Annotated in this window: 11 protein-coding genes; all 11 read right to left on the bottom strand. The window is 37.8% G+C overall.

Annotated features, from left to right (window positions below; all coding sequences use genetic code 11):
• Positions 1 to 113: 113 nt before the first annotated feature.
• Entirely contained in the window at positions 114 to 455 is a 342-nt protein-coding gene (locus ES765_RS19640) for a hypothetical protein (protein ID WP_138116041.1), read from the bottom strand.
• A 30-nt stretch (positions 456 to 485) separates the two neighbouring features.
• Positions 486 to 1,127, bottom strand: a complete 642-nt coding sequence (locus ES765_RS19635) for a sugar-binding protein (RefSeq protein WP_138116040.1) — start codon at positions 1,125 to 1,127, stop codon at positions 486 to 488.
• Between the two features lie 335 nt (positions 1,128 to 1,462).
• Positions 1,463 to 2,908 carry a sulfatase gene (locus tag ES765_RS19630; RefSeq protein WP_212744275.1) on the bottom strand — a complete coding sequence of 482 codons (1,446 nt, stop codon included), beginning with the start codon at positions 2,906 to 2,908 and terminating at the stop codon, positions 1,463 to 1,465.
• 10 nt (positions 2,909 to 2,918) lie between these two features.
• On the bottom strand, positions 2,919 to 4,517 hold the full coding sequence (locus tag ES765_RS19625; protein ID WP_138116039.1) for a sulfatase family protein: 1,599 nt from the start codon (positions 4,515 to 4,517) through the stop codon (positions 2,919 to 2,921).
• Between the two features lie 212 nt (positions 4,518 to 4,729).
• On the bottom strand, positions 4,730 to 7,816 hold the full coding sequence (locus tag ES765_RS19620) for a chondroitinase family polysaccharide lyase (protein WP_138116038.1): 3,087 nt from the start codon (positions 7,814 to 7,816) through the stop codon (positions 4,730 to 4,732).
• Between the two features lie 7 nt (positions 7,817 to 7,823).
• Positions 7,824 to 9,362 (bottom strand): sulfatase, encoded by a 1,539-nt coding sequence (locus ES765_RS19615; RefSeq protein WP_138116037.1) that lies wholly within the window; start codon positions 9,360 to 9,362, stop codon positions 7,824 to 7,826.
• A gap of 7 nt (positions 9,363 to 9,369) precedes the next feature.
• A complete protein-coding gene (locus ES765_RS19610) occupies positions 9,370 to 10,605 on the bottom strand; it encodes a glycoside hydrolase family 88 protein (RefSeq protein WP_138116036.1) in 1,236 nt (411 codons plus the stop codon).
• Positions 10,606 to 11,084: 479 nt separating this feature from the next.
• Complete coding sequence (locus ES765_RS19605) at positions 11,085 to 14,210, bottom strand: DUF5107 domain-containing protein (RefSeq protein WP_171017381.1); 3,126 nt, start codon at positions 14,208 to 14,210, stop codon at positions 11,085 to 11,087.
• Between the two features lie 10 nt (positions 14,211 to 14,220).
• The gene (locus tag ES765_RS19600; RefSeq protein ID WP_212744274.1) at positions 14,221 to 17,535 is read right to left on the bottom strand and encodes a VCBS repeat-containing protein; all 3,315 of its coding nucleotides are present in this window, start codon (positions 17,533 to 17,535) and stop codon (positions 14,221 to 14,223) included.
• A 111-nt stretch (positions 17,536 to 17,646) separates the two neighbouring features.
• Positions 17,647 to 19,245, bottom strand: coding sequence for a SusD/RagB family nutrient-binding outer membrane lipoprotein (locus ES765_RS19595; RefSeq protein WP_138116034.1), 1,599 nt, complete (start codon positions 19,243 to 19,245; stop codon positions 17,647 to 17,649).
• A 24-nt stretch (positions 19,246 to 19,269) separates the two neighbouring features.
• The gene (locus ES765_RS19590) at positions 19,270 to 22,335 is read right to left on the bottom strand and encodes a SusC/RagA family TonB-linked outer membrane protein (protein ID WP_138116033.1); all 3,066 of its coding nucleotides are present in this window, start codon (positions 22,333 to 22,335) and stop codon (positions 19,270 to 19,272) included.
• Positions 22,336 to 22,643 lie beyond the last annotated feature (308 nt).

The following is a 22,643-nucleotide window of genomic DNA, read 5'->3' as shown; positions in this document are numbered from 1 at the left end:
TCGAGATGATTTGGGAAAACAAGGTTATATTTAACATAAGAGAAAGGTGTGGTTTTGAGTGCACCACAAAGGTAACTTTGAGGAACAGAATTCCCTTTCTCTTTTTTAATCGTTTAGGACGCTATTGGAATATTTACAGAAATAAGAATGTCATAGCCTTCTGTGGGAATACAATTATAATTTCTAAGCACCTTTAATGCCAATAAAAAATGGTCTCCTTTTTCTACACTACTGCTTTGCCAATCAATAGAGATATCCCTTTTAACGTTTAAGTCAATTTTGTTTATATGAAAAAAGCCTGTTCCATTTGACTTAGCGGATAAAGTTATATGACCGTCAATGGAACAAGTAATTACAGGTTGTTCTAAATAGTCTTGATGGTCTCCAAAAAGACACATCCTGGCAGGAACTATAGAAACAATTTTCTTTATTTTTACTTTTTGTTCTGTTATCATTATTTGAGTCGGTTTTGTTTGAGCATTAAATCAAGCCAGTTTCAAAACACCAAAAGATGAATCAATATGAAAGTCCGGTAAATTTGTCATAGGATTTACCCAGGTAATCCAAGTAGGGGTATATTCAGAAAAGTCATTTACATTATATTTAGCCCGATAAATTCCCGCTTCAATAAAACCATTCTTTATTAGGTTAAGGCTTTTTAAAGAGTTTATACTTATTGAGCCCTCAACTATAAACCCTTTCTTACTGATTTTCGATTTAACTTTTATTTGCTCGGTAGGCCAGTTCCATTCAAAATCAAATTTTCTATCAGGGGAAGCTTTGAAATCCATAATTCTTGCTTTTGAATCGATTTCCAAACAGTAATACGGATTCAGTCTACTATCTTGTCTAAAAAAAAGTTCCACGCGATCAGAACTCCCGATAGATTCATAGCTATCGTTTAATTCTTCAATATGAATTGATTTATCTTCAACTTCAAATCGAAAAAACAAATCAACATCGTTCCACAATGCTTTAAAAACTATTTTAGAAATTTTTTCATCGCTCCACGGACTTTCAAAATGGATTAGGTCATTTGCTTTACTCCATGGCACTCCATCTACTTCGTTTAAAACGTCGAGTTCCTGTTCTTGAATTAAATTGACTTTATATATATTCTTCACCATTCTAATAGTTCTAGAGCAAACATTTTACATCACCCAAAATCTTGCTAAACAAAATAAAACATAATACCAGATAATAATAGGGGGGCTACTATTCTAAAAGGGGTGACTGTCTGTTTATTTAAAAGACTTAGATTTTTAATATGTGAATCACAAAAACATAGAAAATCTCTTTCGAAGTTTAATAGAAAACTACAGTCATAGAAAATTATAGATTTTAATATGATTTATTATTTTTATAATCATTTGCGGTTCTTTGTCACAAGCATAGATAAAATCTGAGTAAATACTAACTAGCTAGCAATCAGGTTTTTAATTTTCAGTATTAGGCTTTCTATTTAATTCGATTTTGGATTTACGGTTGCCTTATTGGCATCCATAGATTTTTGAAGTTCGTGAAGTCTTTGTTTAAGAGCCTCTACTTTTTTCGGATACTCAATAGCTAGGTTATTTTCTTCTGAAATATCCTCGGATAGCTTATACAATTCCACATTTTCAGTTTCATAAAACTCGATTAATTTCCAATCTCCCTGTCTAATTGCCGCACCTGGCGACCAACCACTACCATGATAATGGGGATAATGCCAATACAGCTCTTCTCTATTCAATTTATCAACACCCTCAAGTAACGGGGTTAGATTAATTCCGTCTATTTCTAAGCTCGCATCAACCTTTATTTCTGCTTGAGATAACATTGTTGGAAAAAAATCATGTCCTATTACAGGTTCTCTAACAATTTCATTCTGTTCATTATAATGCGCCGGTTTAATTAACAATGGCACACGAATACCTCCTTCATATAACCAACCCTTCCCCCCTCTTAAAGGTAATACTGATGTAGGAGACTCAAAATCATATTCCGGTTTAAGCGTAGTAAGTCCGCCATTGTCCGAAGTAAATATAATAGTGGTATTTTCATAAAACCCCTCTTCCTTTAATTTCGAAATTAGCTTTCCAATATTTTCATCTAAGGCATAGAGCATAGAAGCATATTCCGGATTCCTTTGTGCCAATCTAGTCATCGCTTCTCCCTCTTTCCTCTCAAATAACCCAATACTATCGAGATTTTTAAGTTTTTTCTCAAACATATCGATATGCCGAAGATTGGCCTGTATTGGTGTATGTACCGTATAATAGCTTAGGAATAAGAAAAACGGATTATTATTAATGGTATCGAGAAATTGAATGGATTCATTGGTAAGTCTGTCCGTCAAATATTCTCCATCCGGTCCATCAGGCAAATGAGGGTTTTTATATGGCGAGTAGTAGCCTCCTGGCGGTTGCCCCATATGATACCCACCTAAGTTTTCGTCAAACCCCTGATCCTGCGGTAAAAAACCATTGTCGCCTAAATGCCATTTTCCTGCAAAAAAAGTTGAGTAACCATTCTGTTTCAATACTTCCGCAACAGTCACTTCTTTAATAGGAAATTCATTCAAATCTTCCGGACCCAATAATTTTTTATCTTGAGGATTATCACCCGGAATCCAATCAGTAATATTTACTCTGGCTGGATGCTTCCCGGTTAGTATTGAAGCCCTTGATGGTGAACATATTGATGCCGATGCATAGGCATTTGTAAATTGAATACTCGATTTACTTAGGGCGTCTATATTTGGAGTTTCGTAAAAGGTGCTCCCAGAATACCCTAAATCGGTCCATCCTAAATCGTCTACCAGTATAAATACAAAGTTTTGTTTTTTAGATGGTTTACATGAGAGCAGTAATGAAATAAGCAACAATAAAACACCCGCCTTCATCCTACAAAAAAAACTATATATCATCTTATCTCTTTTAGTTTAAACCCTGTACAGTATGCACATTTGTAAAAGCATCCTTTTTTAGCGTGGCCAGTTTCTTGCTTAATTCCGCAACTCTTTCAGGAAATTTATTAGCTAAATTTTCCTGCTCTCCTGAATCATTTTTTAAATTATAGAGTTGTGGCTTAGTTCGAATACCCGTATCAATTTTAGGTCCCCACGGCACCATTTTTGGACCATCTAATGGTTCAATATATTTCCAATCCCCTTCAATGTAAGACAATGGCCCCATAAAACTTTCCTGAACCAATGAATTTCTGCCCACTTCATCGTCGCCCATTAGAACAGCCAATCGATTCTGACTATCGATTACTTTATTTAACACTTTATCATTACCTGCCAAATGACTTAACGAATTAAGAAAGTCTACTTGACTGAACATCGCATGAGAGGTAGTTCCTTTACCCTTACCATCAGGCCAGCGTATAATCAATGGAATTTTGGTGCCTCCCTCGAGGGCACTGTATTTACCTCCCCTCAAATTACCCGTAGGTTTATGGTCTCCATTTAGTTCCCTTGCTTGATCTTGGTAGCCATCATCCAATACAGGGCCGTTATCACTTGAAAAGATCACCAATGTATTTTTTAGTAAATCTTGCTTTTTTAAAGTCGCCATAATTCGGCCAACCGTCCAGTCCATCTGCAATATTACATCTCCCCTTGGACCCATACCACTTTTGCCTTGAAACATCTTATTGGCAATTCTAGGTACATGAATGTCATGTGTTGACAGGAAAAGAAAAAACGGTTTATCGCGATTCGACCTTATAAAATTCTCAGATTTTTTCACCAATTCTGGTGCGATCGTTTCATCATCCCAAAGAGCAGCTTTCCCCCCATCCATAAAACCAATACGAGATATTCCATTTACAATCGTATTGTTATGCCCTTGAGAGGGTTTTAGTTTTAATTGGTCCGGATTCTCTTTTCCAGTTGGCCAGTCGCCAACCTTCTTGTTATAATTTACCCGAATTGGATCATTCGGATCTAAATTGACGATGTGATGATTTTTAACAAAAACACAGGGTACACGATCGCCTGTAGCAGGAATGATATAAGAATAATCGAAGCCTATTTCTAAAGGGCCTGGCGCTATTTTTCCATTCCAATCGGGTCCGTTCTCCCCTCCTAATCCTAAATGCCATTTACCTACTACACCCGTAGTATAGCCAGCGGAATTCAACATCGAAGGTAAGGTTGTTGCGGCAGTATCAATCAACAGGGACTCGTCTCCTTTTGCAACTCCAGTTCCTTTTCTACGCCATGCATAATTACCGGTCAACAATGAATATCTAGAGGGCGTGCACGTGGCAGCAGTGGCATAAGCATTTTTAAACACAATACTTTCAGCTGCCAAAGAATCGAGATGCGGCGTTTTCAATCCTATAGCCCCATACGGACTAATATCCCCATATCCCAAGTCATCTGTGTAGATAAGAACGATATTTAACGGTTTTTTATCTATTTGGTTTGCATTTTCAGTTTGTACATTTTCAACTTTCTTTTCTTTGCAGCCTACCGTGAGTAGAACCGAAAAAAGTACCGACACTAATAAATATTTTCTATAAATCATGAGTATATGTTTGTTTGTTAAAATTTTCGATTAATACTTACTCTAATAGGGTTTATCAAACAGTTAATTTGATAACAAAGCACTATTTGTTAGTACTATCAATTTTCTTGTGAATTTTGTATCCATCGTATCTTGGTACCAATCCAGTGATTTTTGGCGATATTCATTAATCTTTAGCGTTTGAGATTCCAACTGACCGAGCCTTATATTCATTAGTATATCTTTATCAATCCGAATTCTTTAGAAAAGCCATGTTGACATTCTAAGTCGATGATTGTTGCTCCATCAATATATTTAAGAGACTGTACCTCAACACCATCTTTCAACTCCCAATTTCCTTTTAAAGTTAACGTCAATTCCACGGGTTGGCTATAGTTATCGAAACCGTTCTTTTTCTTTTCATTATTCGGAAAATTCAAATCGGGCTGTACCGCACTAACTAAAATACTATTTATAGTTTCTTTCTTCAGCATGATGATTGACGGAGCAGATACATTTTTAAGGATATCCTCACCTGAATAATTATCGGAATCAAAAATAACATATCCAAAGGTTGATGTTATTTTGTCGACTGTAATATGTGCTATGCTGTCTGCCCTTATAATGTTGAAGGAAGTATCCTTGGATATCATTTCATCAAATGATTCTTGCTTCTTTTCTGATAAAAAGGGATAGATTACATATTGATAAGATGCTTTTTTAGGCGCAGGTCCGTGGTCAATCCAAGCGGTAGCAAAATCTCCTTTTGTCTCTTTAGCCCCTTCGCCCCTTGCTTGCATTTCTCCCGTTCGTTTCGAGTATTTGTTGTGATAAGAATTTTGTTCTTTACGCTGCGCTTGAATCGGATTTTCCGATAGCACGTGATATCCGTTTCCGTAGGGATCTACTATCCAATTTCCGGTATTTGAAGAAAAAGACAATCCATCGACCGAACCTTGTCCATTTATAGACATGGCCATATCTGAGTTTTTTAAAAAGGTCTGAAAAAGATTGGTCTGAACGGGATGTTCTTTATCGACACTGGAGATATCTGTTCCGATACAAATTAATTTATCCCCAAAGGAAAAAATCGATTTTTTGGCCTTTAATTTTTCCGGAAAACTTACACTTCTATCGCTTACAAGCCCATCGGCATTCAATCCCTTGCTCTCGTTTAAAACCATTCCGAAAACTCCGCTATCGCCTAATTGTGCCGCTCCAGCAAAAGTCTCCTCCGACAGGAACATTAAAAGCGATTTTTCCGTTTCCAATTCTTTTAAAGGCAGATACACTATGGTCGCACCAGGATACCGGTTCCAGTCCCAGCCTTCCTGTACGAATCCGCTTCCCTCCTCTCCTTTCGCATTTAGCAGTTGAACAGTGCCGTTGGCCGGATAACGGCCATATCGGTTCGTGGAGGAATAGATCTCGGACGACCAAACGTATTTGCTGTACCCCTTGATGATGGCCGCCCAATTTGCACGCCTTTGAATGGCCGTGGCGGCATAGGGCATGACCTGGTAACCTGACATTTGCTGTTCTATGATGCCTTCATCCGTCAAGAGTTTTCGGTTAAGGCTATCTTTTTTGCCCCAAAGCCGCAGATAGGCGGCCGAGACCTCTTTGTCAAATTTTGAGGTGCCTTCGGGATTTCCCGAAAAGGCCATTTGCAGATATGAATTTTGAAGAGATTGGATGTTATTTCCTTGCCATGATTCTAAAGGATGTCTACCTGCATTTCCAAAGCCCCAATCGTACAACTGGCTGTATTCCGCAGTCGTCAAAAGAGCATTTTTAAAGTTTCGGTGTCCTGCTTCCCCTATGCGAAAGTCCGTCCCTGAGAGGATATGGAAAATTCCCGGTACTTTTTGAAACGCACCAAGTCCGTATGCGGGATAATGTCCGTTGTGGTGCCAAGAGGTACCATCAGGCTTAAAGCCCCATTCCTCATCTTGTTGGGCCAAAATAATTGAGAGGTAGTCAGAATAGGCATTCAATAACGCTACCTGCATTTCCTCGCTTTCGGTTAATAAAATCACCATTAAATGGTAATAAGCCTGCGTATTCAGGTAGTCGATATTCACATGAAAGTTTTCGGCATCATCTAGCAGCATTCCTAAATTATTCAGCCATTGCAAGCTCTGCCCGATTTCAGATAGTAATCTCGCTTTCTTCAATGGTTCACGCATCATATAAAATGCTTCGGTCAGGTAAGTTGTGGCATAGCCGACATGGTGGCGAGTTCCGCCCGAAATCCCTTTTTGCCATCCTTGGTTCAAATAATAACGGGAGGCGGTAATAAAATTTTGCTCAAGTTTTTCTTTCTCTGCATTGTCGGTGGAAACCACAAAAGCTTGTGCTATTTTTATTAGCTTTTGACCAAATGACTTAATGTCGTTTTGTGTGTTTAACCCTTGTTGCAGGGAATCAAAGTAAACTTCCTTAGAATTATAGGTCAGCGGAGGACCAAAAACTATTTTATCCTTTTCATAGATACCCAAGGCTGCATAATCGGTCTTTGCTTCCTGAAATGTCGTATTGCTGCTTTTGGTCAGCACTTCTTCATTGAGCCGGTCTTGCACTAACTTCAAATCTTTTTCTTCGGATGGATTAAGCGAAATAGTCTTTACCTCTTCCAATCTTTTAAGGTTTTCGACTAAAGGCATCCAATGGTCGATGCCACGATCTTGATCTCTTTTAAGAAAAGGAACCATTAAATCGGGATAGGGATAGCGGTTGTCCATATACTGCGAAAAGACGATATCGTCAAAATACAACAGCCCTTTTTCCGCATCAGAACTTACCTTAAAATAGTCGTAATCGACTTTACCCGACTTTTGCGGTCGATTACCCTCCATCTCATAAAATGGCACCCTAATTGTGCGCCAGCCTTTAAACTGCAAGGGGATGCTAAACCAAGTTTGGTCTTCTCCATTTTTTTGATACGTAATCTTGACGTTTCCCACTTGGGGCATTTCATTATAAACAGAAAGTACTAGCGTGGGACTACTTGGGAAAATATCCTCATAGACTAGCATCTTAGAATCTCGTTCCAAGATTTTAAAATTAGAAGTACCAAAAGAATTTTCGTTACCGTTCCATTGCCATTTTAGAGCTGATTTTCCAAACCTTCGATGTGTAGAAGTTAAACTTAACTTAGCATGAGTCGATACATCGTAACTATCCAAAACCTCTTGAGATTCAAAAGATTCTACTGCAGGAAGTTTATTTTGCTGTGCATTATTTAAGTTTACTAAAAAAAGGCACATTAAAAAAGCAACTATCTGAAATTCGTTATGACTAACCCTAGGTAGTTTCATGCGGTTATTATTTTTTAATTGCGACGGCTTCAAGTGAGCTATAATACTTTAACCAAGGATCCTTCTTCTCTTTTAAGGCCTTTAAAAGTTCGTGATGCAGCTTTTGTTCGATTTTGAAATTCATGCCCACCAAATTTGTCTTTTGATAGGGATCGTTTACATTATCGTAGAGAAATTTACGTATCTGGTCTTCATCATCGATGGTAACTACATAGGTGTTTTTAGCAGTACGGATACCGCGGTGTCCGGATTCCGGCCTGCCTTCCTCTATAAAATAGTAGAGGGCAAATTCTGGCTTTTTGCCTTTTCCGGTCAGTAGTTGTTCAGATAAATCCTGTCCGTCGATATCTCTGGGCATTCCGTCCACAGCACCCATCATATTTAACAATGTAGGCATTATATCGGGTGTACTCAATAATATATCGCTCTTTTGACCCCCTTGGATTTTTACGGGCCATCGGAGGATAAAAGGAACATTTACGGATTCTTCAAACCAAATATTTTTTGACATTAAACCGTGACTACCCATCATTTCGCCATGATCTGAAGAAATAACAACTATGGTATTCTCATTTAAACCTTGTTCTTTCAAAGCTTTTAACACCCTGCCTATTTGTTCGTCAACTCCCCTAACCATGGCAAAATAATTTCGAACCTGCTCTTTAGCTAAATTTGCACGGCCCCGTGTTGCTCCATTATGGAACCTCAGCTCTTCGGCATCGGTTTCAAGGTTAACATTTTTTCTTACCAAAAGCTCATCTAAAGTTTTATCCTTATAAGGTTCAAGATACTTTTCAGGTACATATTGATATGGTGGGTGTGGTGGATTAACGGACCAAAACAACGCAAAGGGCTTTTGATTGTTACGTAAAGTGTTTTTTTGGTTTTTAATATAATCGATAATGACATCTGCCTCGTGTTTTGGTGACCATTCGTCAACATATGTCAGTTCATTTTCTTTAGCGTCATTGACCCAATAATGCGGATTGTTGTGCTCGTCAAAAGTACCGTAGGAATACCAAAAGTTGAAACCGTGACGATCTTCTTTTGGGGTATAAGCATCCCAGATAACAGAATCCTTACCCGCTATGGGGGGTGGGGAAGTTAGGTGCAGTTTACCCACATAACCAGCATCGTATCCATTATTCACAAGTACATCTGAAAAACTGATATCATCACGTTGCCAAGAATTATTGAATTTAAAACGCCTTGAATTAGCATTCGACAAAACAGAATTATTGTAAGGTACCTTTCCTGTCATCAACATTGCCCGAGAAGGACTACAAAGTGGAAAGCTCGCTATAGCATGCGATAATAGGATGCCTTCCTTTGCCAATTGATTAAGGTTCGGAGTATATACCGGGTCCTCACCATTGATGCCTATTGCTGCGTTACGCAATTGATCTGGAAATATATAGAGCAGATTAGGTTTTGCTGTTTGATAATCTAAAGACTTAGCTTTCGTATCAATTTCCTTGCAGGAAACAAAAAGAGCGATTCCCCAACTAAAAAACCAAATACCATACCGCATTCTAAAAAAATTCATAAACCGATTAATTCGTTTTCATCTTTTTTAAACGATTCAATGCCTCTATATAATAGTAATCTGCATAAATCAAGGCCACGTCAATCTCATGACCTAGCGATTTGGCACCTGTTGAGTGCAACAGGAAAGAATCGGACTTTCCTAACCCAGCATAGGCAGGAGAGCTAAGTGATTCTAGCATTTTTATTGCGGCATCGTAATAACGTTCTTGGTCTTTTTCATCTTCAACATACGTACTTAACTCTAACAGACCCGAGGCAACGACAGCAGCGGCAGATGCATCACGGTCATTATCTTTCGTAGTATCGATATCAAAATCCCAGTGAGGTATATAATCTGCTGGAAGTAGTTTTAAATAAGCATCTGTTATTTTTTGAGCAAAATCTAAAAACTTTTTGTCTCCAGTTTCCCTATAAACCATAGTATAGCCATAAATACCCCATGCCTGGCCACGAGACCATCGGCTATCGTCAGCATATCCTTGCTTGGTGTTTCTGTTCAATACTTCTCCGGTTATAGAATCATACTCGATCACGTGCCACGAGGTGCCGTCTTCACGAAAATGATTATTCATTGTGGTCTCTGCATGCTTGATAGCGATATCTTTGTAGATGGGCCCACCGCCGTGATTGGAAGCCCAGAACAAAAGTTCGAGGTTCAGCATATTGTCGATAATGGTTATATGTTGTTTCCAACGGGGATGCATTTTGTTTGACCATGACTTGATTGTACCAACTTTTGGATTAAAGCGTGTGGCCAATGAGGCTGCCGAAGTTAACAGAATATCTTTATACTCCTTTTTGTCGCCTAGTTCAAAACCAAGTCCAAAGGCGGGATACATCATAAATCCGATATCATGGTGTTCGGTTATAGTCTTAAAATCTTCAAAAACCTCTGTTCTTTTAATAGCTTCTTTTTTCCATTTTTCATTTTTAGTCAAATTGTACATATACCATAATATACCTGGATAAAACCCAGAGGTCCACATCAACCTGTCGTTCTTAATTTCCTTCCATTCCTTTTTATTAGTTTCGATAAGGCGCGGATGCAGAGCAAGATTTGTGAGTTTAGGTGCTGAAATCTCCAGTTGAGATTCACAATCTGATATTGCCTTTTCAAGGCTAAACTGATGGTCCACGGATAACATCTCTGGTGCTGATTCCTTTACACCATTCTTTTCAACATCTTTACAGCCAATAAGACAAACCAACAGGGCGACTAAAACTAATCTCATATTAATCATACCAATAAAATTTTAATCACATTAAAATAAAACTTAAAAAAACACCTTGAATACTTGTTTTTACACAATCTCAAGGTGTCAACAACTAAATACTAAACTAACTTCGTTATGAACCGTAAACGTTACTTCCTTATTCAAATATCATGAATAAAAAGTCTATTACTAGGGGGGTAGTAGTTCATTAAACTGGGGTTATTTGTTCATTTCACATTTAAAAACCGAACCAATACTGCCGTAAGCGTTTTGTACTCTAAAAGCAGGGCTTTAAGAATTTCCATTTTCCTAAACCAATCGTTTTTTGTACTGAAACAAGTGACTAGCTCTACTATTTACCTCAATGGTCTATTTAATGAAAATTGAATGAATAGTATGGATAGCTTTGACACCGGTCTATATAAAAATAGTAATTGCCTATTTATAAGGTAATAGGATAGTAATGTTTAAAAAATCAGGAAAAATAAATACCTAATATTTATAATTTAGTGCTTTGTGGAAACTAAGAAGATTTCCCATAAATCATCGGTAATTATTTTTTTCTTCTTGAGGCTTAGAAGCTCATCTGTATCGTTTCTAAAGAATGCTAGTACTAGCTGGTTTTTAAGATTATTATCTTCTGATGCTTCTTCCAGTTTTAAAAGTATAGTTTTTAATTCTTCTTCCCTTCCGAGCTTTTTTAATGACAATAATCCAAATAAGTTATCTGTGTTTGGCTTCCACCCATTATTATTTGAGTATGCTATAATCTTCTTTAAAAGCTCTTGCTCCTTAACAGCATCTACTAGCGCACTATTACAAATGGCCAATAAATAATTCTGTAACCTTTCATCTGGTTCATAGGGCTTGCCTACGCCAATATTTTCAGGCCATTCTTTAGACAAATTCAAGGTTTGAATTGCCTTTTCGTAACTTTTCTTTTTAATAAACGCAATTGCTATTGACATATGAGCGCGTTCGTATATTTTTCTACTATTATTGGCATGTTCAAATGGTAGTACCTGAATATTTTTAAGCACTTTTAGAACCTCCTTATTTTCACCCTTATATAAAAGCGATTGTGCGTGGACCATCCCAATATTGTAGTTGTTAGGATATTTTTTATATGCTTTCTGCGATAAAGCTAGGGCTTTCTCATAGTTTGCCGTTTCTAGGGAGAATCGTATATTTTCCTCCCAAACTTTCCAGTCTGCCGGACGTAGCTCTAATGCACGTGCATAATCTTCTAAGCTTCCTAAAATATTTTCATCTTTGAGTATTTCTGCCCTAAAGCGATAGAACACATCTGAATCTGGTGTATTCCCAAGTATTTTTAAAATTGACTTACCTTCATATATTAATCCTACAGCTAAATAATTTTGAGCCAAATAATAGCTAAACTTCCAACTAGACGGTTGCTTCGCTGCTGCCCATATCATAACTGGAAGTGATTCACGACGATATGGAAACACAAAATCACTACTGCTTTTCTGAGCCTCCGTTAACAAAGTCAAACTTTTCACCTCATCGGACTCTTTTAGGATAAAGGATAGCCAAAGCTTATTTTTAGGATTCGTTACATCCAAATCTAGTATGCGGATAGCTTCCTCGACCAATCCAAGTTTATGGTACTGCAGCGCCAAATCTAGAATAGTTTCTGAAGAAAATTCATTTTCAATACCTATTAAGTTCCTTAATGACTGCACTTGTCCACCCATAAATTCTTTCTCTAACAAGGCGAAATAGTTTAAGGCATCTATTTTCAGAATAGCTTCTATTTCCTGTTGAAACTCTCTATTATTTTTTTGTTTTCTTGCAACAACAGCTAGTACTTTTCTTGCGTTTAGGTTGTACGTATTAAAATCTAAAGCCTTACGCGCATATATCTTTGCGCTTGGATAATTTTGCGAGGCCAAATACAATTCTGCCATTTGAGCATAAGAAACAGACCTATATTTTATATCCCGAGCGGCCCAGCCAAATGATTCCAATGCATTTATAGTATCGTTTATTTCACGATAGCTTAGTCCAACTATATAATTGGCTCCTGAATCATAGGTATCCATCTTTAGAACGGCATTCGCGTGTTTCAGTGATCTGTCGTAATTTGTTTTTCTATAGTCCAGCTCAGCCAGTTTAACTAATGCTGCTCTATGAGAAGGATCTAATTGTAGGAGTTCCTTAAACAATTCAGTCGCTTTTGGATATTCCCTAAACTCCATCGCCTCAACCCCGTCTTGAAACAATTGTTCCGTTTTGGATACCTTGAGATTCAAATCAGGATAAAATGGCCTTTTTAAGCGGTTTTGCTCAGATTGGTTTGTATACTGCAATTCTGTTCCCTTGACCACTACTTCAATTTTATCCATAATGGAAACCGGAATTGTTTTAGAAAATATTTCCATGGGCTTCAAATCCAATGTTTGTGTGAAAACAGATTTTCCATTTACCATCACTATAATTTCTTTATCAAGTTTTTGAAATGCATTGAGACCAACATAAACAGTTTCTTTTTCAACTTCCACATTCAAAGCACCGTGTTTTGAAGCATCTACCATCCCTCCAATATCCTTTAAAGGAAACCAAATTTCTGACCACGTATCCATTACGAAAGGATCGAAGCCTACTTGACTTATTGGATTAACCGCTCCTGGAGAATATTGGTCCAGAAGTCTCCCAGCTTGAAATTCAACATATTGACCATCTGAATCAGTTAATAAATCCTCCCAAATACCTCCTGAGCGCGCCAAAGACCAAAGCCATAGTTTCTGTCCTGGCATTTCCTCGTAAGATGCCCATTGCCCAAAACCAAAATCTCGATCATGATAATATCCACCGAAGAAATCATTGTACTCCCCAACGACATGATAGGATTTATCCTTACCAAAATTATTCTTTTCATAAAAGGCTAAATTTCTACCCTTACTGTCCCTTGGCCATGAGTGGGCAGTTCCATCGTGATCCAAATAGGTGGTACCTGGAATAAAAAACTCCAAGTCTTTAGACACGACTGCAGCGGCAGTCATCCAATTATAATATGATTCCGATATAGGTGATGCATTGTACCAAGACACGTTGGTCTCAAAATACGCTCTATCCTTTTCTAATCGTATCTCTACGACCCAACGAGTGTTAGAAGGTAAATCTGTATTGCTAACAAAACAACTCACACTACCATCAGCATTCGTCTTGGTCGTATAATCTACAGGCGTTGCAGTACTTGGATGATGACCTATAATACCAAAGTTCATTTCTATACCACCGGAGGCCCAAGGTCCTCTCAAGGCAATATTCCTGAATTTAACCACCTCATTTTTATAGATGAACTCATTTCCAGTACTTTTTTCTATAGCACCCCATACTTTACCGCCAATTTCTGGTAGCACAAGAACTTTTATGTAATCATTCTCAAGAGTGACCACTTTCCAATCCTTTTTTTTGGATACATGCTCATACGCGTCGAACTTAAAATATGGAAAAATTTTAGGATTATCCGATAGCATTGGCACCGGGTTTGGCTTTCCAAAACCATACGTTTCAATTTCTACTATTTCTTCCTTAATAGTAGCTTCCTGACCATGAGAAATAGTAATAATCAATAGAAAAAAGATAATAAATATAGGGTCCTTCACGATTATGAAATTATTGGTTGTTATTAATTTTATAAATTTCAACTGGAGCGTCATTCTTAGCAAATATGATAGATTCAGAGCCATTTGCAAGTTTTAAAGTCATGATACCCCTCACTTCTCCATTTACATTTAACCCACTTTCAAGTGTACTGGTTTCAACGAAATCCCCTTTTCCGTTTCCGAGCAATAGTATTCCTCTATTAGCATCATAACGACCATACTTTACCCTACTTCCAAAAAAATTACCTCCCATCAGAACATCCATGTTGCCATCAGCATTTACATCTTTTACAAGTATCCCATAAATTGGAGAAAACTGTGTTGAAATAGGCAGTGGTGAAATATTAAATTGACCGTTGCCTAAATTCTCTATATAACTTGTAGCCAAATTCTTTGCCGTTAAACTAGATGCTCCTTTTAACTCCTCTTCAGAGAAAATATCGCCTATTTGCTGATCGGCGTAATCAGAATAGTTTACATATTTACTTTTAAGGCCATTGAGTTGGGACAACAGATCATCTTTAGAAAAAACAGGATAACTCTTACCCAATATATAAGAGCAAAGAACTGGATCAATCGAGCCATTGCCATCAAAGTCTTTAAAATAAAGGGTTAATGGCTCATTTAAAGATGCCTTTAATTGTGAATTAAGACCTAGATTTCCCACTATAAAATCCATATCCCCATCGTTATCAAAATCTCCAGCTGCAATTTTGTTCCACCAACCCTCTGAATCTTCAAGTCCGTTCGCTTTATCTTCTTCTATGAGTCCATCCGCAGTATTCATAAACATGCGAACTCCCATAAATTCACCCACTAGAATTAAATCCTCTCTTCCATCGTCATTAAAATCGCCCCAAAAGGCATCGGTTACCATTCCAGGGTTTTCTAATAACGGAGCTAATTTTTGAGTGCTATCCGTAAATTTTCCGAGTCCATCATTTTCAAGTAAATAACTTTTGGGTGTGCTGGGGTACTTGCCAGGCACCAATCTTCCACCTACAAAAAGATCTATATCACCATCGTTATCAAAATCACTACCTGCAACACATGAACCGCTAGTTAGCATTTGAGGGAGAAACGTACTGTTCTTACTGAATTTACCACGACCATCGTTTATATAAAGCCGGTCTTGTAACGCCTGTGCATTTTCGTCGTATTCGTTACCTCCACTAACGACATAAAGATCTTTATCACCATCATTATCGGCATCAAAAAAGAGCGCATCTATATCTTCAGATTCTTTATCCTCTTCAAACACTTTAGAGGTTGATGCTGTAAATGCTTCTGATTTTGCCTGATAAAACAACGTTCCGGCTGTTCCTTTTGCGCCTCCTATATATATATCGCTTAAACCATCACCATTTACATCGGCCGCTACTATACCCGGACCTTGAGTAGATAATTTATGCGGTAAAAGCTGCTCTCTCTTAAAATCGTTATAATTGTTTTCTACGTGTGTATAAGTGATAAGACTATCTTCAGGAATCGCCACAAAAAATGGTTTTTGTAATGCTACGTTTACTTCACCCTCAAAACTTGCAGCTGACTGTTTTAAAATTAACATTTGATTGGTAGGTACATTATCCAATATTTGAACTTTGGTATTCGGCCATGTTACTCTGAGTTTGGGAATACTTTTGAAAGCTCCTAGACCAAAAACTAATCCATAATCAACTGAAGATTGATAGCCACGTGAAGGGGATACCTCTTGGGCCATAATTTGATTAGCAACCATTAACTCTATTTTCGCACCAATACCATATGTATTTTTTCCCTCCCCAATGAGCTTTATTTTTAAATAATTATTGTTATTTTGGATTTCACTATTATTTCTATAAACAAAGGCTCTTTCATCAATGTTATTTACTACTAGATCCAAATCTCCGTCGTTATCCAAGTCGGCAAAGCTTGCGCCGTTAGAAAGTGTTTTTTGGTCCAATCCCCAAGCCGAATTCATTTTCTCAAATGTAAGGTCACCATTATTTTTATAGCTGTAGTTCTCCTCAACGGTAGCAGGTATGTTTGCAATGAGTTCCATTATGGCCTTTTGCTCTCCAGTCTTGTTTTCAGTTAACTTTTCTTGAACGGCATAGTTCATGAAATCCATATTGGTATAGTCTTTTTTATACCCATTTGTGATAAAAAGGTCCTTAAAACCATCATTATCCATATCAAAAAATAGAGAGGCCCAGCTCCAATCTGTATTGGAAACACCAGATAACTGCCCAATTTCTGAAAATGACTTACCTTGATTATTGAGTTGTAACATGTTCCTCATGGTCTGATTATGAAAGCCCGAATTTACGAGCCGTTGATATTTATCATAATTATCAGGACCCGAGACCATTTTTTGCCTCTCATTGCCCTCAGGTAGCATATCTAATGTCATGATATCGGTAAACCCATCGTTATTCATATCGGCAATATCAGAACCCATCGAGAATAAGGAGGTATGCCCTATAAATTGCTCCAAGCTGTTAGTAAATGTTCCATCTTGGTTATTTAGGTATAGATAATCCTGCTCATTATAGTCGTTGGAGACATAAATATCGGGCCAACCATCATTATTTATATCAGATACTGCAATACCCAGCCCAAACCCCAGAACATTAGAAATAAGCCCTGCTTCATCGCTTACTTCCTTATATTTTCCATTATCGTTTCTATATAATTTATCTGAATACGCCTTGTTCTTTCGATTCTTTAATGAGGCAGTTATTTGTCCAAAACCAGCATATTCTTGAGTTGAGTGATTTAAAACATACAAATCCAAATCACCATCTCTATCATAATCAAAAAAACTCCCTTGCGTTGAATATCCTGAATCTGCAATACCGTAGTCCTCCCCTTTTTCAGTAAAAGTGAGGTCGCCATTATTTATAAAAAGCAGGTTTTTTCTTTTGCTTACTGCAGGGGCAGCTGAGCGGCACACATAAATGTCCAAAAAACCATCGGCATTTACATCTGCCATAGTAACACCCGTATTCCATAGTCCTTCGGCAAATACCCCAGCTTCCTTTGCAATTTCTTTGAACTCAAAATCACCTTGATTGATATATAAGTGGCTACCCACCATGTTACCGGTAAAATAAATATCCGGTAGACCGTCATTGTTTATATCTCCTATAGAGACTCCTCCACCGTTATATAAATAACCATACTTTAAGACATTAAACTCCTCTGTTTCCTTTAATACATTCTTGAAATCGATACCAGTTTGTCTTGTTGTCATCAACGTAAACATTGTATCGGTATGATTATCAACACACGAAAAAAGGAGAGCAACTATTACTAAAAGAGAGATTAATTTGGTTTTTTGCATTATACGGAGTTCTTGAATCTAATGATATTTTAGTTTGAATCTAGAAAATAAAAGATACAAAAAAAGACCGCATGGATTAGCGGTCTTTTTAGTTATTAAAAAATATTTATACTAGTTTTTCTTATCCCACCAAAGTTTTGTGGTTCCTGAATCTGGACCTCCCAACAAATTGGATACAGCCGCCTCTGTTGCAGAAGTATTATCTGCGTATTCAGTAGCAGTATAAGTCATTCGTCTTGGAATTTGATCTACAGCGATGTCAGGGTTTAAGGTATTCAAACGATCATAAAGAATTGGATATCCTGTTCTTCTACGTTCAGCATAAGCTTCTTCACTATCAGGCCATAACGCGATCCATTTCTGTGTTATAATCTGCTCCAATTGTTGTTCTGACGTCCCAGCTGCATTATAAGCTACTGGAGCAGTGGAAACTGGGGGTGTTAGACCCCCATCAAAAGACGCTGGGATTAAAGCACTAGTCACATAATCATCTCCAGAAAGGTTAGTGCCATCATAACCTAACTGCACGTGGTTAGATACAATACCTTGGTTATATAAATCGGCAGCTGAACCACCCATGTTCCAACCCTGTAAAGCTCCTTCAGCTCTTAAGAAGTAAGCTTCTGAAGTTGCCATAACTACCCAAGCAGGGCCTGGGTCACCACCTAGCGTATAAGGCGCTGCCATATTGGAAGTCAAGGTATTGAAACTTGTTGTTGCTTTAGATTCTGACGTTTGCCCGTTACGCATTCCCTCATAAGGAAAAGAGACCCCGGTTGGGTCATCTGTTGCATCGGGTTCAGCTGCCGGGGCAGCAATACTAGCCATACGTGGATCTTCATATCCTTTAAGGATACTTTCCATGTCAGCACTCATTCTAAACTCACCCCATTGGGTAATCGTAGTATATGAGTTTTGGAAGTTAATATCTGTACCAATACTAGCATTGTCATCATTCGAAAGCATTACTCCATCAGCTACAGCTTTCTCGGCATTAGTCTTAGAAAGCGCTGGATCAGCATATCGTACACGCATCGCCAAACGAAGTCTTAATGTATTGGCAAATTTTAACCAAGAATCAACATCACCACCATATATAACATCATTTCCAGCCAAAAATGAAGTACCTCCGGCGTTAGCCTTAAGCACAGTTACAGCTTCTTCTAAGGTTACAAAGAAATCGTTATAGATAGCCTCTTGTGAGTCATAAGGCACCTCTTTTTCCAAGTTTCCAAATTCAGAATAAGGAATTGGTCCCCAATAATCTGTCACCCTATGATAGGCATATACACGCCAAACTTTCATCATTGCATTTTCCAAGGTAAAACCTAAATTTTCAGCAGTATCTTCAGCAAACTTAATGTTAGGTGCAGCCCGCTGATAGAAATAACGATAGGCTCCGTTTAGCCAACCTCCTACCAGTTCGAACTGATCACTATTGAAATTTGGCGCAGTGGTCGCAAAATAATTGGAGTATACATCTGCGAATAGGGAATGTCCTAATTGGAATGGTCCCCTAGCTTGATCAAAAGGCATATAATTTGGGGTATAAAGAGCCCTTTTAACAAATAAGGGATATTCCGAGGACGTTACCGCATCTTCAGTAAAGTTTTTAGGATCTGTGTTCAGTTCCGTAAAGTCATCCGTGCAACTGACAGTGAAGGCCGTTACAGCCATACCTAGCACGAATTGTTTTAGTTTATTTTTCATTTTTTTTCTTTTAAATTATTTTTTTTAAAATCCAAAGTTGATAGACACCCCAATATTCCTTGTTGTAGGTAGTGCAAAAGCTTCACGGCCCTCACTACTATTATCAGTACCTCCAAGTACCTCCGGATCAAAGTTTTCTGCTTTATTCGAAATAAAGAAAAGGTTTCTTCCCACCAAAGACACATTGGCCGAGGTTAAAAAGCTTTTTGATAAAAAGCGCTCTGGAACCGAATAACCTATAACCAACTCACGAAGACGAACATTAGAAAGTTCTCGAACAAAAGCCTCTCCTACTGGTGTATTTCTACCCCCTACTCTGTTCCAAAATTCTTCTGCCGAAACGGAAATGTTATTGGGACTACCGTCTGCAAAAACAGCCGTTTCGCCACTGTAGAAATTATCACCAAAGACAAGTCCACCATCACGACCTTCTGTCGTATAATCTAAGACACCATCCCTAGCTAAAATTGCCTCTGAAAAACTGGTAACGCTACCACCTTGACGAATATCAATCAGAGCACTGATATTAAAGTCTTTATAACGGAATGAATTTTGGATACCACCCAACCAATCTGGATTAAAGTTTGCTACCTTAACAGCATCACGGCCAGGAGTAATAATCGGAAGACCAAAAGCATCTACAATTACATTTCCGTCATCATTACGTTCGTAACCTCGAGAATAAATATCACCGAACTCACCACCTACTTCCAAAACATAATCCCTGATAAAATCACTATCTACAGTAAGTCTATCAAAACCATCAGCAATTGCCAAAACCTCATTTTGGTTGGTAGCAAAGTTAAGATTCAAATCCCAAGAAAAATCAGGGTTGTCTATTAGTGTACCACCCAAGACGATTTCAAAACCACGGTTTTGAATATCACCTCCATTTTGGAACAAATTAGCTATACCAGAACCAACAGGTGTCGGTGTACTAAAAATCTGGTCAAAGGAATTAATTTTATAATACGTTAAATCAAATCTTAAACGGTTTTGGAAAAAGCGTGAATCAAAACCAAGTTCTAAGGATTGGGTAGTTACCGGTCTTAAATCTGGATTTGGCTGCTCTGGATTCAAATCTAAACTTCCAAAACGAATATCGGCCCTTCTAGAAAGTCGAAAAGCATCTGCATCTGCACCTACCTCTGCCCAGTTAGCCCTTAACTTTAAAAAACTTAAAGGGGTACTGCTTAAATCAACCAAATCAGTAATTACACCGGTAAGACCTACAGATGGATAAAAATAAGATCGATTGTTTTCAGGAAGTGTTGAACTCCAATCGTTCCTTGCTGTTACATTAAGAAATATAGCATTTTTATAGGATAATTCTCCTAAACCGTAAACAGACTGTGTTTCGAACCTATCCAACTCTTCTGTGGCAATAGGGTTTTGAGTATTGCTTAAGGCAAAGAAATTCTCTATTGTAAAGTTTCGCCCTTCACCCTGCAAGAAGTTTCTTTGAAAATAACGTTGATTTGCACCTGCACTAATATCAATTTTAAAGTCTTCAGAAATCTGTTTGTTATAATTGATTAGGATATCATTATTCCAATCGAATTGATTACTGGCAACTTTACGATACTGGCCAAACTGAGCTCGTGTGTATGTATCATTGTACCATATACGCTCTTCTGAACGGCTAGTGCGATCTAAAGCAGACCGTACCATTACGGAGAGATCTTCATTAACTTGGTACTTTAGAGATAGTAGACCTAATACTCTTTCATCTAATCTAGGGTTCAAAATATTATTCCTACTCCAGTATGGGTTACCTCCACCATTAAACTGTGGTAAAAAGTAGTGTTGTCTTAATTTACCTTCATCATTAATAAATTGATAGTCCTGAAAATCCTTGGTACGGATGTTTCTAGGTATCGTATATAAATAACGTAAGGGATTATCATAGTCTTCGCCTGTAGCAAGTACATTAGAGAAATTATCCCTGATATAATTAATCTTAGCATCTACTTGTAGTTTATCGGTAATTTTAGACGTAATCCTAGTGTTTATACTGTGTCTATCCAAATTATTTCCTGGTACAATACCTCCTGCATCAGTAAACGTATACCCCAAAAAGACATTAGTCTTTTCACTGTTCATGTTCACACCTAAGTTAGTCGCCAATTCATGACCCGTCTTAAAAAAGTCAGTCACATTATCTGGTTGAGCTTCGTATGCATAGGTGCCTCCAAAATCAGAATAGTTGGGATTGTTGGACCAATGAGCTACCTGGCTGCCATCAAAACGTGGACCCCATGAAGTAGTTGCGGTTTCTGAATATGTACCACCAGCACCCTGTCCATAATCATTCTGAAATTTAAGCAAGTTTATAGGGGTAGAGATAGTGGATGCAAAACCTAACGTAGTTGAAACCCCTGGTTTCGCACCTTTACCACTTTTGGTAGTAATAACGATTGCGCCGTTCTGAGCTCTACTACCATATAATGCTGCAGCATTTGCACCTCTAAGTACTGATATTTCCTGAATATCATCTGGGCTAATATTACTAATATCCCCATTAAGAAGAATACCGTCAACAACATATAGCGGCTGACTACTACCACCAATAGATTTGTTACCCCTCATTACAACTTTGGTAGGAGCACCAACACCAGAACCAGATCGCGTGATAGATATACCGGCTACTTTACCACTTAAACCTTCCAAAACGTTAACAGAACGTGCCTTGGTAAGCTCTTCGGTATCTACTTGCTGATTTGCATAAGACAAGGACTTTGCTTGCCTTTCAAGGCCTAATGCCGTTACTACGACCTCCTCTAATTGGCTAGCATCTTCTTCCATACTAACATTAATAGTCTTAGAAGAACCAATATTAATAGACTGTACTTTTGTTCCTAAATAGGAAAACACCAAAACATCCCCTGTTGCGGCTGTTATTGTGTAGTTACCATCAAAATCGGTTTGGGTACCGTTTGTGGTTCCCTTTACCAAGACGTTTACACCCGGCAAAGGCATGTTGTCACTAGCATTGGTAACCGTACCGGATACCGTACCATCTTGTGCAATCGCGCTATGTCCAAAGAACAGCAACACAAGCACTAAAAAGTAATTAATTTTTCCTTTCATTCGAATAGTAGTTTAGAGTTATTTAGATTAATCCTCCAAATATTAAAAATTTGTACGTTTTAAACAGGGGTGTAGGAGTTCAATGAACAGGTGTTGACCGTTCATTGAACAGCAGGGATACACAACGAGTACAATGTTAATAAAAATTAAATGTGAATGTTGTATTACGCATTTCATAGTAACCTGAGTTCGATTAAAACATAACTAGTTGATTTGTTTTAACGGTTTGATATTTGATGCTAGGTTTCTTGGGCAAGAAGCTATATGCAATAAGGCCTGAGATAATATTCACCAAGAAATTACCAAAG

Source organism: Maribacter sp. ACAM166 (genome assembly GCF_005771495.1).
GTDB lineage: Bacteria > Bacteroidota > Bacteroidia > Flavobacteriales > Flavobacteriaceae > Maribacter.
The sequence above is the reverse complement of the archived record's forward strand: the minus strand, read 5'-3'. Positions and strand labels throughout refer to the sequence as shown.

What these genes read in the sequence shown, in the direction of transcription:
- ES765_RS19640 (WP_138116041.1), bottom strand. Translation starts at nt 455, where the DNA reads ATGATAACAGAACAAAAAGTAAAAATAAAGAAAATTGTTTCTATAGTT.
- ES765_RS19635 (WP_138116040.1), bottom strand. Translation starts at nt 1,127, where the DNA reads ATGGTGAAGAATATATATAAAGTCAATTTAATTCAAGAACAGGAACTC.
- ES765_RS19630 (WP_212744275.1), bottom strand. Translation starts at nt 2,908, where the DNA reads ATGATATATAGTTTTTTTTGTAGGATGAAGGCGGGTGTTTTATTGTTG.
- ES765_RS19625 (WP_138116039.1), bottom strand. Translation starts at nt 4,517, where the DNA reads ATGATTTATAGAAAATATTTATTAGTGTCGGTACTTTTTTCGGTTCTA.
- ES765_RS19620 (WP_138116038.1), bottom strand. Translation starts at nt 7,816, where the DNA reads ATGAAACTACCTAGGGTTAGTCATAACGAATTTCAGATAGTTGCTTTT.
- ES765_RS19615 (WP_138116037.1), bottom strand. Translation starts at nt 9,362, where the DNA reads ATGAATTTTTTTAGAATGCGGTATGGTATTTGGTTTTTTAGTTGGGGA.
- ES765_RS19610 (WP_138116036.1), bottom strand. Translation starts at nt 10,605, where the DNA reads ATGATTAATATGAGATTAGTTTTAGTCGCCCTGTTGGTTTGTCTTATT.
- ES765_RS19600 (WP_212744274.1), bottom strand. Translation starts at nt 17,535, where the DNA reads ATGCAAAAAACCAAATTAATCTCTCTTTTAGTAATAGTTGCTCTCCTT.
- ES765_RS19595 (WP_138116034.1), bottom strand. Translation starts at nt 19,245, where the DNA reads ATGAAAAATAAACTAAAACAATTCGTGCTAGGTATGGCTGTAACGGCC.
- ES765_RS19590 (WP_138116033.1), bottom strand. Translation starts at nt 22,335, where the DNA reads ATGAAAGGAAAAATTAATTACTTTTTAGTGCTTGTGTTGCTGTTCTTT.